The 17240-nt window shown below is 63.1% G+C and carries 11 protein-coding genes and 1 tRNA gene; 5 read left to right on the top strand and 7 right to left on the bottom strand.

Annotation, left to right across the window (positions count from 1 at the left end):
* Positions 1-120: 120 nt before the first annotated feature.
* The 4 genes from AC5Y4H_RS13730 (at position 121) to AC5Y4H_RS13715 (ending at position 3980) form a co-directional block, all read left to right on the top strand.
* Complete coding sequence (locus AC5Y4H_RS13730) at positions 121-1359, top strand: GNAT family N-acetyltransferase (RefSeq protein ID WP_499982489.1); 1239 nt, start codon at positions 121-123, stop codon at positions 1357-1359.
* 204 nt (positions 1360-1563) lie between these two features.
* Positions 1564-1639: transfer RNA gene (locus AC5Y4H_RS13725), tRNA-Lys, on the top strand.
* 134 nt (positions 1640-1773) lie between these two features.
* Positions 1774-2040 (top strand): hypothetical protein, encoded by a 267-nt coding sequence (locus tag AC5Y4H_RS13720; protein WP_499982488.1) that lies wholly within the window; start codon positions 1774-1776, stop codon positions 2038-2040.
* A 200-nt stretch (positions 2041-2240) separates the two neighbouring features.
* The gene (locus AC5Y4H_RS13715) at positions 2241-3980 is read left to right on the top strand and encodes a DUF3556 domain-containing protein (RefSeq protein ID WP_499982487.1); all 1740 of its coding nucleotides are present in this window, start codon (positions 2241-2243) and stop codon (positions 3978-3980) included.
* Here the strand turns inward: AC5Y4H_RS13715 and AC5Y4H_RS13710 are convergent.
* Complete coding sequence (locus tag AC5Y4H_RS13710) at positions 3967-4194, bottom strand: DUF3618 domain-containing protein (protein ID WP_112706656.1); 228 nt, start codon at positions 4192-4194, stop codon at positions 3967-3969. The two genes, AC5Y4H_RS13715 and AC5Y4H_RS13710, sit on opposite strands and share 14 nt — an antisense overlap.
* Before the next feature lie 105 nt (positions 4195-4299).
* On the opposite strand from AC5Y4H_RS13710, the gene bcp reads away from it, so the two are divergent.
* Positions 4300-4773: a thioredoxin-dependent thiol peroxidase gene (gene bcp, locus AC5Y4H_RS13705; protein WP_499982486.1), complete on the top strand. Its 474-nt coding sequence runs from the start codon at positions 4300-4302 to the stop codon at positions 4771-4773.
* Positions 4774-4825: 52 nt separating this feature from the next.
* On the opposite strand, the gene AC5Y4H_RS13700 is transcribed toward bcp, so the two are convergent.
* The 6 genes from AC5Y4H_RS13700 to AC5Y4H_RS13675 form a co-directional block, all read right to left on the bottom strand.
* Positions 4826-6190, bottom strand: a complete 1365-nt coding sequence (locus AC5Y4H_RS13700) for a cytochrome P450 (RefSeq protein ID WP_499982483.1) — start codon at positions 6188-6190, stop codon at positions 4826-4828.
* A gap of 114 nt (positions 6191-6304) precedes the next feature.
* Positions 6305-7654 (bottom strand): cation:proton antiporter, encoded by a 1350-nt coding sequence (locus AC5Y4H_RS13695; RefSeq protein WP_499982482.1) that lies wholly within the window; start codon positions 7652-7654, stop codon positions 6305-6307.
* 5 nt (positions 7655-7659) lie between these two features.
* Positions 7660-8517, bottom strand: coding sequence for an ABC transporter permease (locus AC5Y4H_RS13690; RefSeq protein ID WP_499982481.1), 858 nt, complete (start codon positions 8515-8517; stop codon positions 7660-7662).
* A complete protein-coding gene (locus tag AC5Y4H_RS13685; RefSeq protein WP_499982479.1) occupies positions 8517-9368 on the bottom strand; it encodes an ABC transporter ATP-binding protein in 852 nt (283 codons plus the stop codon). Before AC5Y4H_RS13685 ends, AC5Y4H_RS13690 begins: the two co-directional genes overlap by 1 nt.
* Positions 9369-9458: 90 nt before the next feature.
* Positions 9459-15068 (bottom strand): type I polyketide synthase, encoded by a 5610-nt coding sequence (locus AC5Y4H_RS13680; protein WP_499982478.1) that lies wholly within the window; start codon positions 15066-15068, stop codon positions 9459-9461.
* Positions 15069-15273: 205 nt separating this feature from the next.
* Entirely contained in the window at positions 15274-17040 is a 1767-nt protein-coding gene (locus AC5Y4H_RS13675) for an NAD(P)/FAD-dependent oxidoreductase (RefSeq protein WP_499982475.1), read from the bottom strand.
* Positions 17041-17240: the final 200 nt, after the last annotated feature.

Raw genomic sequence — 17240 nt, 5'->3', positions numbered from 1 at the left:
CGATCTTCGAGTGCAGGTTTGACCTTCTGGCACTCGGGTATCGAATCTAAAAGCACTCGGTACCTGGATTCGCTGTGCGCTGTGCCGGTTTGCCTGGGTCACAAGCAGATTGGATGTGCGATGGACGAGAAGGACGACGGCACCAATATTCGGCATCCCACCGAAGCCGACTGGCAGGCGGTTTTCGAGAATCAGGCACGGACTTTCGGCGATCCGGTGGGCCCTGAAGACCTCGAGGCGTGGAGACGTCGGGTCAGTCTCGACAATATCTTGATCGCCGAGGATGTCTCCGATCCGGCGCATCCGAATCTGGTCGGAACATCCATCATCTACCCCTCGCGGCTGACGGTGCCGGGTGGAACCCAATTACGGGTCGCGTGGCTGACGATGATCGCCGTCGCGTCAACGCATCAGGGCAAAGGGCTGTGGGCGCAGCTCAGCGCGCAGGGACTCGGAATCCTTTTGGACCGCGGCTATCCCATCGTTTGCGGCGTGCCGACGCAGACCGCGATGTACGACGGCTTTGGCGCCGGTGTGTCGAGCTACAGCCATACCTACTCCATTGACCGCCGCTTCGCGAAGTTGCGCGCCGCGCCGGGCCGGATTCGGGCGCGTGAGGTCAACGCCGCCGAGGCGCGGGGGCATCTGCCAGAGATCTACGAACGATGGTGCGCCGCAACGACCGGCGCGATCTCCCGCGACGACGCGTGGTGGGCCGACTACATGGACGACCGACCGACCCAGCGCGGCAACGGATCTGCGCTGCATTACACCATCCACCCCGACGGCTTCCTGACTTACCGGGTGGTCGGCTCGCACCAGCATGCGTTCCGGCCGCCGCTTGGCACCGTGGTCGTCGAAGACTTCTGCCCCATCACCGACGAAGCACACACTGAGCTACTGCAAACGCTCCTGGTGTTGGAGATGTTCTATCGCATCGAGATCGACGTGCCCCCCGATGATCCGCTACCGCTCAAACTCGTTGACCAACGCGCCGCGGAAACCAAGGGCACGAGCGACTTTCTGTGGGTGCGCATCAACGACATCCCCGAAACGCTCGGCACGCGCAGCTATGCCGCCGACGCCGACATCGTGCTGGAAGTCACCGACCCGCTCGACCTTGCCGGAGGCACCTTTGCGCTACAGGCCCGCGATGGTGTCGGCAAATGCACCCCGCACGACGGCTCCCCGGACATCAAGATCGGTCTGGCCGACCTGGCCACCGTCTACATGGGGGCGCATCGGGCATCCCAGCTGGCCCGCGCCGACCGCATCACCGAGGTGCGCCAAGGAGCGTTGGCCGAGCTGGACGCCGCCTTCAGCACCGGCCGGACACCGTACACCGGCACGGTGTTGTGAGGGAAAACGCTGATCTTGTTGCGCGACAATTCGTTTCGTTCGCGCGGTGAAGCGTCGTGACTCAGACGATGCCGCGGCCGGCGGTGGCCACCAGCGGCCGAAGGGCGGTTCCGCCGCACGGCCGGCTATCCTAGGAAAGGTCGGGATTTCACTCCGTGGCGCAACGCCTGTTATTGTCGCCTACGCGGTCTCGGCCGACCACAAGCGCCGTTAGCTCAGTTGGTAGAGCAGCTGACTCTTAATCAGCGGGTCCGGGGTTCGAAACCCTGACGGCGCACCAGCCCACCGAATATGTCAATATTTGGCGGCTTCTCCACTTCAGGGGGTGTACCCGATGGGTCACGATCTCCGAGCAATCCGCTTCACCCCCGCGAGCCCGACGATCTTCATGACGCAGATTTCCGGCGGGGACCTGTGAAAACGGAGCTGAAGTGGGTCGAACCCCACGAGGGCCACTTCCACGCCAACATCGACGACCGCAGCGAGTACCGCGTCCATGCGGTCTCGACGGGCGGCTTCCGCGCCGAGCGTGTCGATGACGGCTTCGTGCACCACGACCTAGGCCGGGCCACCACCGCCGCCGACGCGAAAGCGATCTGCCAGGACCTGCACACCCGCGCGATGCGCCGCGCCGCGTGGGAGGCCTACATGGCCGAGAACGACCCGCCGGGCTGGGAGTAGCGGTCGCGGCCCAGCAAAGGTGTCCCCAGCGGCCATGCCGAGCGCAGACCGCAGGAAGCCGGCGGTGCGGCTAACCGGACTGTTTGCCGTCGTATCCCCCCACCGAGGGCCCTCCTGCAGGTAATTTCTTGCTGACACCGATTAGCGCCGCAAGCGCCGATCGGCTCCCCAGTGAGACACGCTGCGTCGAAGGAGCCGCAATGGGGTTCATCCGGCCCAACCTGCCCGTCGTCGACATGCCCGAGTGGAGCACCCGCTCACGCGCCGAACGGATCGTCCCGATGGCGCGCCACATCGCCGAGCACGGATTCGGCACCCCGCTGGTGATGCACGTGATGTACGGCGTGAAGATCGGGCTGTACATCCTGGGCGGCTGGCTTTTCGCGTGGTCGACTCGCGGCATTGGCGGCTTCACACAGGTCAGCGCGTGGTGGTCGGAGCCGATCGTGTTCCAGAAGGCCGTGCTCTACACGATGTTGTTCGAAGTCGTCGGCCTCGGCTGCTGCTTCGGGCCGTTGGCCGGGCGCTACTTCCCCCCGATGGGTTCCATCCTGTACTGGCTGCGGCCCGGCACCATCCGCTTGCCACCATGGCCCGCCCGGGTGCCGTTGACCAAGGGCAGCGACCGCACTCCGTTCGACGCGCTGCTCTACGGCATCCTGCTGGTGTTGCTCGTGTCAGCGCTGCTGTCGGAAGGCAACGGGCCAATTCCGGCCCTGGACACCATGATCGGTGTGCTGCCGTGGTGGCGGACGGTCGCGATTCTGGCGGTGCTGGCAGTGCTCAGCCTGCGCGACAAGGTGATCTTCTTGGCCGCGCGCGGCGAGGTGTATGCGCCGCTGGCGCTGACGTTTGTGTTCGCCGGTCCGGACATCGTCGTCGGGGCCAAGGTCGTGTTCATGGTGATCTGGCTCGGCGCGGCGACCTCCAAGCTCAACAAGCACTTCCCCTTCGTGATCTCCACCATGCTCGCGAACAACCCGTTCATCCCGTCGGGCCCGCTCAAGCGGTCGATGTTCAAGCACCATCCGGACGACCTGCGGCCCAGCGCGTTGGCGGGCTTCATCGCGCACTTCTCGACCGCGGTGGAGGGTCTGGTGCCGCTGGTGCTGCTCTTCTCCCATGGCGGCTGGCCGACGGCCCTCGCGGCCTTCGTGATGATCGTGTTCCACCTCAACATCCTGCTGGCCTTCCCGATGGGGGTGCCGCTGGAGTGGAACGTATTCATGATCTTCGGGGTCTTATGGCTGTTCGTCGCGCATGCTCACCTAGCGCTGTCGGACATCGCCCACCCGCTGCCGATCGCCGTCCTGTTCGCGGTCATCGCCGGCACTGTCGCCCTCGGCAATCTCTACCCACGCAAGGTCTCGTTCCTGCCGGGCATGCGGTACTACGCCGGCAACTGGGACACCACCCTGTGGTGCGTGCGGCCTTCGGCCGACGAGAAGTTCCGCGTGGGTTCCCGCGCCCTGGGCCCGATGCAGCATTTGCAGCTCGAGCGGTTGTACGGCAGCAAAGAGGAAACCCTGATCCCGCTGCACCTGGCGCTGGCGTTCCGGGGCATGAACACCCACGGACGCGCACTGCTGACCCTCGCTCATCGGGCAATGGCCGGCTATGACGAGGACGATTACAACCTGTGTGAGGGCGAAGTCCTGTGCGCGATGGTTCTGGGCTGGAACTTCGGCGACGGGCACATGCACAACGAATGCCTGATCGAGGCGCTGCAGCAACGGTGCGGGTTCGAGCCGGGTGAGGTGCGGGTCGTCATCCTGGACGCCCAGCCCATCCACCAACAGCGGCAGGAATACCGGCTGGTCGATGCGGCGACCGGCGAATTAGAACGGGGCTACTGCAACGTCGACGACATGGCCACCAACCAACCCTGGGCCGACGACATTCCGGTGTACGTCCAGGCCGGTCGCGTCACCGATTCCTGACGCGGCGCACCGCCACCACGACGACGAGGGCCCCTACCCCGGCCAGCGACGCCAGCACGACCGGCTTCTGCACGAATCCGATCACCCGAATCTTCAGGTCGTCGGCGAGGCGCCGGGGGTTGGCCCGCTCGGCAAGCGAGTCGACGGTGGCCGCCAGCTGGTCACGGGCGACGTCGATGTCCTGCTTGATGGCTTCGGGGTCCCGGTCCGCCACTGTGTCCTCCAAGTCGCCCACTATCGAAGCTCCTACACCTGCCCGAACTACCCTAGATCAGCTGGCGGTAACCCCGACGCTCCGGTGAACAGAAAGGTAGTTACCTTGACCGAGACCACGCGACTTGCACCGGGCGACAAAGCGCCCTCGTTCACCCTGCCCGACGCCGACGGCAACAAGGTGTCGCTGGCCGATTACAAAGGACGTCGCGTCGTGGTGTACTTCTACCCGGCCGCATCGACGCCGGGATGCACGAAGCAGGCGTGCGACTTTCGGGACAGCCTGGCCGAGCTCAACGGCGCCGGCCTGGACGTCCTCGGGATCTCCCCCGACAAGCCCGAGAAACTCGCCAAGTTCCGTGACGCCGAGAAGCTGACGTTTCCGCTGCTGTCCGACCCCGACCGCAAGGTCCTGACGGCCTATGGCGCCTACGGCGAAAAACAGATGTACGGCAGGACCGTCACCGGCGTCATCCGCTCCACCTTCGTCGTCGACGAGAAGGGCAAGATCGCGGTCGCGCAGTACAACGTGAAGGCGACGGGCCATGTGGCCAAGCTTCGCCGCGACCTGTCGGTCTAGTGGCGATCGCAAGCGCGGCGGAGCCGGGCGCAGCGGGTCGCCACCATCCGGTCTAGCCGATGACGGCGGCCTCGGTGTACTCGGTGATGGGCCGCGCGATTCCTTGCTCGTCACATACCCGCTGCAGATTCTCCAGCGTCTCGTCGATCCCCGGGCCAAGCCGCTCGCCGGGGGTGAAGGTCGCCGGAAGGTGCTGCATGCCCTGGATCACGGCGATCGTCGCATAGTGCACCGTGCCCTCGGGGTCGCACCGATAGTCGGGCATCCGATCGAGCACCGCCGTGAGCATCGACTTGAACACCACACGCGCGACATTGGAGCCGATGCAGCGGTGGATGCCGAGCCCGAAGCTGAAGTGCCGGTTGTTCTTACGGCTCAGGTCCAATCGATTCGGATCGGGGAACACCGCGGGATCGCGGTTGGCCATCGCCCAGGACAACCACAGGCGATCGCCCTCCTTGAATTGCGTGCCCGCTATTTCGAGGTCGGCGGCAATGGTGCGACCATCGCCGGGAGCGGGCGTGAAGTAACGCAGGAATTCCTCGGTCGCCGAGTCGAGCAGCGTGTCTAACTCCCGCTTCAGCAGTTCGCGCTTTTCCGGATTTTCGCCCAGCCATTCGAGTGCGTGGGCGGTCAGCGCCGTCGTTGTGTCGAAGCCTCCGCCGATGATCAGGCCGAGCATTCCGAGCAGTTCGGCGTCGGGCGCGGGTTCACCGTCGATCCTCAGTCTTGCCAGCGCGTCCACGATGCCGGGGCGCGGGTTCTCGCGGATCTCGAGGAGGTGGTTGAACAGGTCGGCTCCCATTGCCAGCGTCTGCTCCAAAACCCTTGGGGCATCTGGGGAGTCGGCCGGGGTATAAACGCCGGCGTGGGCCGGCTCGCAATAGAGCTGCCACTTCTTCAGCGGAACGCCCATCATCGCCAGAGTCAGGACGGCGGGCACGACGTTCGCGAGATCGTCGACAAAGTCGATCCGCCCGACTTCGATCTTCTCGTCGATGCTGGCCCGCACGATCTCGTCGACAAATGGCTTCCAGCGCTTTACGGCTGCCGGCGACAGATAGGGGTTGAGGATGCTGCGGTAGGCGGAGTGCTCGGGTTCGTCCATCTCGAGCATGCCGCCACGGACGCCGGTGCCCTGCGGCAGCGTGGGGATCGTGATGCCTTTGTACCCGGTGCCTTCACCGGTGACGTCGTGGTCGTTGGACACGTGCGGGCAGCGAGCGAGCTCGAAGACTGCCCGGTTGCCCGCGGCCACCCAATGCCCGTCGTAGGTGTCAGTCCACGCCACCGGGCACCTGGCGTGCATCTCTTCGGTGATTGCGGTGAACCGCTCGCGGTACTCCGGGGTGTGGCGATCGAAGTGGTAACGGTTGGTCTTACCGGCGTCGCCGGTCAGGGTGTTCTCCGTACTCACGGTGGCGTCTCCCGCTGACGAGTGGCTGCATCTCAAAGCAGTATGCGACGAGACGACCGGTCTACAAAGGCAATCGGGGGTCGAGTTCCGGCGCAATCCATCCGGCACAAGCGCTTATTGCAGGCCCCCAACGACGTCGCGGCGAGGTTCTTCGCCCGCGGGCCCGAACACGGATCCCGATTTTTTCAGGCGGCGTTCGAACACACGCTGCAGTGGGGTGGCGACGAATGTCGTGATGATCGTCATGACCGCCAGGATGGTGTAGGTCTTGCCGGTGATCAGTCCCGCGTCCAACCCGATGTTGATCAGGATCAGTTCCATCAGGCCGCGGGCGTTGGCGAGTGCCCCCATCGCGCCGGCTTCGTTCCAACTCATGCCCTGCCAACGCGCTGTCAGGCCGATGGCAACGAACTTCGCGGCGAACGACACGACCAGCACGATGATCGCCATCAGGAGGGTAGATCCGTCGAAGATCAGACTGAGCTGAGTGTTCAGGCCCGAGTAGATGAAGAACGCCGGAATCAGCAGGTATGCGACCAGCGGTTCGAATCGATCACGGAGTGAATCGAGCAAGGCGCCGCGGGGCATAACCGTCCCGGCCACGAAAGCACCGAAGACGGAATAGATTCCAACCAGATCAGTGAACCAGCTCGCAGTCAGCACGACCAGAAGGACGATGGACAGATGCGCGATCGGCAATCCACCCGTGCGTTCAACGCTGCTGCGGCGCGGGGCCCAGGTTACCAATCTGGCAAGTAGCGGCCGGCCGACGAACACCATGAACAGCAGGTAGGCGAGCCCGCCCCCGACCGCCACGACCGCACCGCAGAGGCTTCCTTTCGAAGTCGCCACCAGCGTGGCCAGAAGTATCCACGAGCAAGCGTCGTCGATCGCGGCGCATGACAACGACATCGTTCCCAGTCGAGTGTTGAGCAATCCGGAATCGTAGACAATCCACGCCAGCATCGGAAACGCCGTGATGGCGACCGCGGATGCAACAAACAAGCCGCCTTGCCAATGCGCCACCTTGCCCGTGAAATAGCCGCCGAGGCTGACCATCGACCATCCGGTGACACCACCGAGTACCAAGGGAATACCGATACCGGCGGCCGAAGTTGCACCGGCCTGCTTCACATGTGCGCCCAGAATTTCGAGCTTGAAAGATGCGCCCACCAGGAACATGTAAAGCACAAGCCCGAGCTGGCCGACGACGTAGATCGCCGTGAGGTTCGGATGCGTGAAAGTTTCCGCCCCGATCGTCAGCTTCGTCGGAAACAGCCACCGCTGCCCGGCCGGCCAAATCCAGCCCAAAACCGAAGGACCGAGCACGAATCCAGCCACCATGATCGCGACCACCTGCACCTGTCCTAACCGGCGGAACAGCGGCCAGAGCAGGCGGTAGGTGAGCAGGATGAAGGCAATCTGGAGGAAGAAATGCGACGTGATACCGAGCAGGGAAGGCATCGTGGCTACCTCGTGTCAGACCAGCGAAAAACTGCGAGGCAGGCGATCAATCCGCCGATACTCCACGCCGCCAGTATCAGGAATGTCGTCCAGTGTTCCCAGCTGCCGGCCGGTTCGAATGCGGCCATGTTCGGTGGGAGGAGCACCGACCGGAAACCTTGGGCCATCCACTTCACCGGAAATACGGAGCCGAGGATCAACATCCACGTCGGCAGGGCCATCAACGGAACGTATGTGCCCGACACGAACTGCAGGGCCACCGCCGGGCCGTTGGTTATCACGGCGGCGGAAACGGCGTTACTTGCCAGGTTGCTGACGAAGATGCCCAGCAATGAGCAGCTGACGATACCCAGGATGAATACCCAGGACAGGGTGAACCATCCAAAACCATTGGTAGGCAGGCGGAGTTTGAAGACGAGCACGCCTACCGTCAGGAGGACAACGGCTTCGGCGAGGCTTGCGACGGCGACCAGGGCGATCTTCCCAATGAAATACGAGGATGCGGTCGTCGGCGTCCCGCGGAGGCGTCTCAGCGCACCACTTTCTCGGTCGGCGGCAATGCTGATACCCAGGTTGATGAATGACGTCGAGAGAATGCCGTAAGCGAGGATGCTGGCCGCGATCACAGCGCCGGTGCTGGTGTCGCTATGCGGCAGTTTGGACGAGAAGATCGAACCCAACAGAATGCCGATTACGGCCGGCATCGAGAACGTCAGAACCAACTGCTCCGGTCGGCGGTAAAACATCTTCAGCTCGGGCACGATCCGCGATACGCCGATGCGCAGCGGCGACGGAAGTGGTGACTCCACTACGGTCGTTCCGCGAGGCGGCGGCGACGCACGTTTCATTTGGTCGATGTCCATCACGCCAGTCCGATCAACTGAAGATAGGCGTCTTCGAGCGTCGGGCGGGAAACCGTGAGCTGAGCCAACTCTGCCCCGTCCCTGGAACGGCGTCTGATCAAATCGGTGGGGTACTTTGTCTCCTCCACGTGGAGCCGGTCTCCCTCCATCCACCGCACCGTCGCGGCGGAGTTCACGTATTCGGTCAGCTTCGCCGGCGAGTCGACCGCTACCACGCTGCCGCCGGCCAGGACTGCAACTCGGTCTGCCAGCGCGGCGGCTTCATCGAGGTAGTGGGTGGTTAACAGGATGGTCGTGCCATCGATCGCCAACAGCCTGATGAGGTCCCAGAATCGGCGTCTGGCGTCTGGGTCGAACCCCGTCGTCGGCTCGTCCAGGAAGAGCAATTCGGGCATGCCGATGATGCCGAGGGCGACGTCGAGCCTGCGGCGTTGTCCTCCTGAAAGAGTCTTTACTCTGCGATCGGAAACTGCTGCGAGACCGACGAGTTCGAGCGTCTCGTCCGGACGACGTGCTCTTCCATAGCATTTCGTGAAGATTCGCACGGTCTCCGACACTGTCAACATGCCAGAGTCGCTGGCTTCTTGAAGCACGATGCCGATCTTGGCCCGCCAGCTCCGCCCTGCCGTTCCGGGGTCTTCGCCCAACACACGCACGTGTCCAGAATCGCGGTGCCGGTGGCCTTCGAGGATTTCGATGGTCGTCGACTTGCCCGCACCGTTCGGCCCGAGGATTGCGAAGATCTCGCCATAGCCGACGTCAAGGTCCACATCCCGCACCGCGTGCAACTGCCCGTAGGTCTTCGACAAACCCCGGACGTGCACCGCGGACGAATGGTCGGCCGTCGTCATCGCCGAACCCGCATCGTTTGGCCCGTGCCGGCTACGGTGCCCGCCGTTACCGGTGTCGGCGCGCGTAGGCAGCGCGGGCGTGCTTGGGGGTTATTCACGACGGTGAGCCCCCGTCCCCTGCCCGGTGGTGCGTGTGTGAAGATCGGCCAGCACTTCTCGGAGGTCCGCCTCGGACAACTGCTCGATGAGTCGGTCGACGTCATCGAAGCTTGTGGCTTCTGGTCGCTGTTCGTTGACCTCGAGGTCGTTGGCGTCGCCTGGTTGGAGCTCACCGAGTATGCGAGCGGCCAGCGAGTTGACGCTTACACCCCTGAGCAGTTCCAGCACGGGCAGATCGATCGCGAAGTTCGCACTGATCCTTGTCCTGAAATCCATTGCCATCATTGAGTCCAAGCCAAGATCCTCGAGGGCGTCGTCGGGCCCGATTTCGGTCACCGCAACTTCGAAGACCGCCGCAGCGATTTGCCGGACGAGACGTGTCACCATGTCCAGTTTCTCGGCTGCTGGGCAACTCGAGAGGGCGTTGATGATGGACGGTTCGGAATCGGTGTCATCGGGCGCAGCGTCACCCGCTCCCAGTTCGCGGAACATCGGCGGTAGTTGTCCGACAAGCCCGGCGCGGCGGGCCCGCGTCCAGTCGGCGCTGATGGCGATGACGTTGGGCGCTTTCTGGTTGATGAGCCGATCGAGGATTTGAGTACCCGCCGCGGGCGTGATCAGCTCGATCCCTCGCTGTGCGTAGATCTTTTCGAGCTTGAGCTCCTCGACCATGCCCACCGACCAGGGGCCCCACCCGATGGTGAGCGCCGGCAGTCCGTTGGCCTGTCGGTAGTGCGCAAAGGCGTCGAGGTAAGCGTTCGCCGCGGCATAGTTGCCTTGACCGGGCGACGCGATGACCGATCCGGCGGACCCGAACATGACGAAGAATTCCAAATCGTGGTCCCTGAAAGCGTTATGCAGCACCCGCGTTCCGGCGACCTTGGGGGCCATCACTTTGCGGAACGTCGCTTCGGTCATGCTCACGAGAAGTTGATCGTCGACGGAACCGGCGGCGTGGACGATGCCACGAACCGGTGGCCCGCCCTCCCGGATGTGCTTCGCCAACCACGCCTCGACCTGGTCGACGTCGGTGATGTCAACACTGGCGGTGACTACTCGAGCACCGAGGTGTTCGATTTCCCGGATGGCGTTGACGGTCGCATGGTGTTTGTGTTCCGGAGGTAGCGATGGCCAGTGGTCCCTCGGCGGGATTTCGCTTCGGCACAGCAAGGCGATGTGTCGCGCGCCTCGTTCGGCAAGGTACGTCGCGACGGTGCGACCAAGGGCACCTGCTCCACCGGTGACCACGTAGGTGGCGTCGACTGTGAGCTTGGTCGGGAAGGCTTTCGTGAGGCTGCTGCTCGAGCGCAGACGCGGGACAAACGTTGCGCGGCCGCGGATTGCGATCTGATCTTCGGGGTCGTCTGCGAGAATATGCTTGCAAATACACGCTGCGGCCTCGAGGCGGTCGCCGTCGTCGATATCGATGAGGCCGCCCCAATATTTGACGAGTTCCTGATGGCCTACGACGCGCCCAAGTCCCCAGATGGCGGCTTGTTCGACAACCGGTGCCTCGGTTGGAAGTACCGGTTGCGCGTTAGCGGTGACAAAGTAGAGGCGCGGCTGAACCATGTCGTTGTCCGCAAGCGCCTTGACGAGATGAAGGATCGTGAAAACGCCAATCTGGTCATCGGCTGCAGCGGCATCCTGGTCCTCCGACCGGCTCTGCCGGCCGACGTGCCCGCTCGGGTCCGGGCGAGGTGTTTGACCTTCCAGATGTCGGTGAATATCCAACGGCCAGCAGTCGATGATGCCGGCGAGGTCGCCGTGTTTACCGAAATCCGTTTGGAGCAGCTGACGTAGCTGCTCGGGACGTCGCGGGTTCAGCACGTACCCGTCGTCGAATTCTGTCAAGGCGGTCACGGATTGATGTTCGACCGTTCGGACGCGCTGGCCGCGCCGGCGCATCCGCTCCGCGAGCGCTGCTCCCACGCCGGCGCCATCGATCAAAATGAGCCACGACGCGTCGGCGGTCGCGGCCGGTCCCTCGGGTCGTTCTTGTCCGATGTCGCCGCGCGCGACCCACTGGATTTCGTAGAGACCCTTGTCGACTCGCTCGGGTGACATGCGAGATGACGCGCTGAGGGATTGCACCACGAAACCGCCGAAGGCTGCGAGTGGCCGCCCGTCTTCGCCTGAGATCACGATGTCGCTTTCGATCTCGTCTTGGTCGGCCGACACCACACGCACGTGAACCGTCATGTTTTTCTGCGGCGAACGGTATACGGCGCACTGCCGGATCCGAACGGGGAGGTAGGGACTTTCGTTCGTGTCTTTCGCGAAAAGCGGTGTGCCAAGCAGTGTTTGGAAGGCGCCGTCGATAAGTGCGGGATGGAAGCGATACCTGTCGACTTCGTCAGCGAGCTGCGCGGGGATCGCGATGCGGGCCGTTGCCCACCCATTCCCCGCGGTCACCCCGGTGATGGTCTGGAACGCGTCACCGTAAGCCAACCCGACGGCTCGGGTACGCGCATAGAATTCGTCGCCATCGATGGTGGTGACCTGCCCCGCCCCGGGAACCTCGTCGTGGTCAGGCGATTTGGGCAGTGTGTTGAGTTCGGCGGTTGCCGTTATCGTCCACTTCAGGTCCCCGCCGGTTGTTGCCGTGAATGCGGCGAACTCGAGGGCGCCGGTGTCCTGATTGAGGGTCGTCCTGAGAATGGGGTCGCAGGTGTCATCGAGGATGAGGGCGCGCAGCAGCGCCAGATTGTCCACTCTGAGGTCTGCCGACCCGTAGGCTTCCCGCCCAGCGGCTAAGGCCATTTCGATGTATACCGCCCCGGGAACAAGAGTGCTTCCCTGCACCTGATGATCCGTGAGGAAAGGCACGGCCGCCGTGCTCAGCTCCACTTCCCAGGTGGGGTGCACCGCGCTCACCGCTTGCCCGAGCAGTGGATGCACCGGATTGTAATGCAGGTCCTCCGCGGCTTCCTGGGTCTCGTTCCAATACCGCTTGGATTGCCATGGATACAAGGGAAGCCTGACCAGCCGTGCAGCCTCTTGAGGATAGAGAGCGTCCCACCCCACCGGGTAGCCGTGACAATGCAGTGCGGCAATGCAATTCATGAGCGTCCGGCTATCGTCATCCCCGCGACGCTGGCTCGCCAAGACAACAACGTCGGTCTTCTGGGCTGCCGCGATCTCGACAATCGATGTTGCCAGCACAGGATGCGGTCCCAGCTCGACGAAGTGAGTGTATCCCTCATCGAGCATGCCGCTGATCGCCGGCTCGAAAAGGACTGTGGCGCGGGTGTTCTGCCACCAATAGGCGGCGCCGGCCGTGTATCCGTCCAGTCGTTCGCCGGTCACGGTGGAGTACAGCGGGATCATCGCGTCGCCGGAGGACAGCCCCTCCAATGCGGCGTGCAGGTCATCCCGCACCATTTCCATGTAGTGGGTGTGATACGGGACTTTGACGGTGAGGAAGCGGTTGAAGATCTTGAGTTCGTCCAGTCGGCGACCGATCTTGTCCAGCACGTCGCTATCGCCCGCGACGGTGACGGCTGACGGGCTGTTGACCGCGGCGATGGATATCCGTCCCCCGTCATCGAAGCTTTCGTCGTCGATCGTCTCGATAAGCGCCTGGGCACTGAGCCCGACGGCGAGCATGCGGCCCAGTCCGGTTGTGCGCTGCTGGAGGCGACTCCGGTGATAAATGACCTGGATTGCTTGCTCAAAGGTCAGGAGACCGGCCAGGAAATGGGCGGCCACCTCGCCGGCGCTGTGCCCGATGACGGCGTCAGGGCTGACACCGAACTCCTTGAGTTGCGCGGCCAGCGCTATCTGTACGGCGAAGTTAGCGGGCTGCGCGACGCTCGTTTCCGCCATACGAGAATCGATTTCGTCCGCTCGGAGCTCATCGATCAAAGACCATCCGGTGTACTGCGACAACTCGCGGTCACTTCGCACGATGCTGTCGGTGAAAGCGGGATAGGCGTCGAGCAATCCTCGGCACATCTTCCACCACTGCGGTCCCATCCCAGTACAGACGAACGCCAACTTCGGCACAGTTGGTGGCGTGCGGCCCGCCGAGCCCCGTCCGATTTCGGCGAAGGCGCGGAGTTGATCCAGTGCCTCGGCGATGCCCCCCGCAACGATTGCACGGCGATGATTCAGGTGCGAGCGCCGTTGGCTGAGGGTGTATCCAAGGTCCAGCAGCGCGATGTCGGGGTTAACGCTCACGTGCCCGGCCAAACGGTCGGCCGTGTCTGCCAACGCCTCTGCAGTTCGCGCTGAGATCGGCAACACGGCCAGCGGTAGTGGCTTAAAACGATCCGGGGTGTCGTCGCGAACCGCGGCCGGCGGTTCGGTGAGCACGACGTGGGCGTTGGTGCCGCCGAAGCCAAACGAGTTGACTCCCGCAATGCGCCGTTTGCGTTCAGGAAACGGCCGGCCGGCGCGCGCAATCTCAATTCCCGGGGTGTCTGTCGTAATTGGGCTGCTCACATGCAGACTGGCCGGGATGTACGCGTGCTTGAGCACCAGTGCTGCTTTGATCAGTCCTGCTATCCCCGCCCCCGCCTCGAGATGCCCGATGTTGGTTTTGACCGATCCGATAAACAGCGGGTCGGAAGTCGGACGGTCCGCGGCGAGCACATTGGCAAGGGCCCGGACCTCGATTGGATCTCCGATGGGCGTTCCGGTGCCGTGTGCCTCCACGTAACCGACTTCATCGGGCCGAACCTCCGCAATTCGCAAAGCTGTGGATATCGCGGCTTCTTGAGCCTGCGCACTGGGCACGGTGATGCCGTCGGTGCGACCATCCTGTGACACCGCGGTGCCGAGGATCTGGGCGTAAATCTCGTCGCCATCAGCTAGCGCCTGATCCAGCGGTTTGATGACGACGACCGCACCACCTTCACCTCGTCCGTAACCGTCCGCGGAAGCGTCAAAAGCCTTGCAGCGCCCGTCCGGGCTGAGAAATCCGCTCTTCGATTCGGCGACAGCCGTGTTGGGACCGATCATGATATTGACGCCGCCGGCCAATGCCAGATCACATTCGCCGTTCCAGATGCTCAGCGATGCGAGGTGTACCGCGACGAGCGAGCTCGAGCAGGCCGTGTCGACCGTCAAGCTTGGTCCGCGGAAGTCGAATGCGAACGAGATCCGGTTGGCCAGCATTGTCATCATCATTCCGGTGGAGGAATGGCTCTTGAATCGATACCGGCTGGCGCGCCCCTGATTCTGCAGAAGCTGGTAGTCGAGGGTAAAGCCCCCGACGAATACACCGACTTCAGTCCCGGCGAGGCGGTCCGGAGGTATCCCGCCGTCTTCCAACGCCTCCCAGGTGGTCCGCAGCAAAAGGCGTTGCTGCGGATCGATCAAGTTCGCCTCCCGTGGCGAGATACCAAAAAACTGGGGGTCGAATTGGTCGATGTCGCTCAGGAACCCGCCTCGCCTGGTGGCCATCTTGCCGACTTTGGCGGGGTTCGGATCGTGGTATTTCGCGGCGTTCCATCGCGTCTCAGGGACATCGCACGTGGCGTCGGTTTCACCGCATAGCAGACTCCAGTAGCTTTGCGGCGTGTAGGCACCGCCCGGGAAGTGACACCCGATTCCGACGATCGCCAACGGCTGGCGAGTGCCTTGTGTGCCGCGCATGTTCATCCTTTCGCCCCAACGCCTTTCCCAGGTTCACGCCGGATGATCGCCGCTGATACCGTCGCGTGCGAATCTCGGTTCGCTGTGCACCGCAAGGGCTTCGGCGCCACAGGTGCCTGACTGTGGCAAGTACGTATGCCGGTGCGCCGGTAAGTTCGTAAATTGCGAGAGTCACAAACCGGGCGCAAGAAATTGTTCTTCGGGGTCAACTTGCTTCTAGTGCTGGGGCGGCGCCAAGAATCCAATCGTGGCGAATCGGGTTGGTCGTTTGTTCGCGGCGGTAGATCGATCGAAGGTCTCGCAGAAGAGCGTCTCGTTGCCAGGCCTGCACCTGCCGCATGACGCCATCTTGACCAAAATCACCACATTTCGCCGACACCACGGTGTCAACCAGCTGGCCCGCGAGCTGATGTAACAGCCGGGTATTCGCATCGAATTGCGCCGCGAATTCCGCGGTTTCGTGCATCATGGCCGTGTGCAGCGTCACCATGAACTCGAAAGGTGAGTACAAGTCTATGAAACCCGTAGAGGCAGGCGACGTTTCAACGGCCGCCCATTCTCGGAAGAACCTCTGTGTGCGGTTACTGAGACTGATAAGCCCCTTCAGGTGGGGAACGACCTGAGGATCATCAGCGACACTGACGAAGCGGCCATTTCTATAAAGCAAACCTATGAATCCCCAATAGAATGCGATATCCCAGATCACTTTGGCCGACATCACGGTCGGCGACCCCATCAGCGTGTACTGGTTGCAATACACCGCAAGCCACATGTCGGTGAGGGACCGGAACAGCGAGTCGCTGATGCCGGCTCGTGCGACGACGTCTTCACCGTCGAGATCGCGGACGATCATGTCGGTGATCAGGCCGTTGCCGATCGCGATGAGGTCGAGTCCCGATGAATACAGGGGATCCAGGAAGATGCCCGAGTCCCCGGTGAGACACCAACGGTCGCGACCGTCATACACCTTGGTGGCGCCGTGGCTGTAGTTTTTCATCACCCTGAAGTCTTTGATCAGGTGTTCTTGCTCCGAGAGAACCGCTGCGCACTGCGGTTCGTATTCGCGAAGCCACGTTCGAGCTTTGGCGAGCGTGTTGAACCGATCGAACTCATGGAACGCGGGGTCGGCGACGATCCCAACGCTGGTCGATCCCGATGCGAGCCGGATCAGCCATACCCAATACCCCTCCCCCATCAGATGATTCGTAGACAGCGCGCGATCACCCTCGATGAGGCGCGCCTGCCAGCCGGGGTCGTCGCTCCACTGGCCTATGTCTAGTTCGGCCGCGACTCGGAGCCACACCGCATTGCAGTTGTGCTCATTCACCCGCGTTAGTCCCAGCCGCCGCGGCAGCAGGCGGTTTCGCCCGGACGCGTCAACTACCCAGCGTGTCGTCTTGCGAGTCACCGTGTGATGGCTCTGCACGGAAACGATGTGTGAGCGGCCTCCGGGTCCGCCGTCGACCGAGACCACCCGCCCGCATTCCATGTCGACACCATCAGACAGGCACCGTCGGTTGAGCTCGTTCTCCAGCCGGCCCCGGTCGATTTGATACGTTACCTGCGGTATGAACGAGGAGCTGCCGAGCTCCAGGCGCCGGGCAATGTCGGTGTTTCCGTCGTTCGAGAAAAACATTCGCAATCCCATTTTGCGAAGTTGCGCGCCATGCAGATGGTCGGCCAATCCGAGGCGATCTCGAAGGTAATGCGCCGAAACCTCGACCGTCGACTCGCCGACCGTGTGCGTGACCTCCGGCACCGGGTGAGAATTTGACGAGATGACGAGAATCCGAGCTCGCGGACGCGCCTTGCCGATTTCGAGCGCCAACGTGAGCCCTGCGACGCCGCCTCCGAGAATGGTGACGTCGTGATCGACGCCCGCGTCATCGGCGACCAGCCGGGTCTCAATCCTGGCAGCCAGGGCTTCGCGTGCCTCCGAGCTCAACTGCGATAGTTGCGCTCGCACGTCCACGCGTCCACCTCTTGCATACCGGTCGATTCACTTACTTAATAGTTAAGTACCTTACACTAATTGTCGTACGTGGCAAGCGGACCAACCTGCCGGGGTGGTTGAGGAACCGATCCGCCAGATACGTTGTGGGGAAGGCTTTCTCGATGACGCGGCGGGGGATGTCGCCGAAGGCATAGCTGTTGCCTGGCTAGCCTGGCCTG

Source organism: Mycobacterium sp. NGS58 (assembly GCF_059812385.1).
Note: the sequence above shows the minus strand (reverse complement) of the source record. Positions and strands in the feature narration are given on the sequence as shown.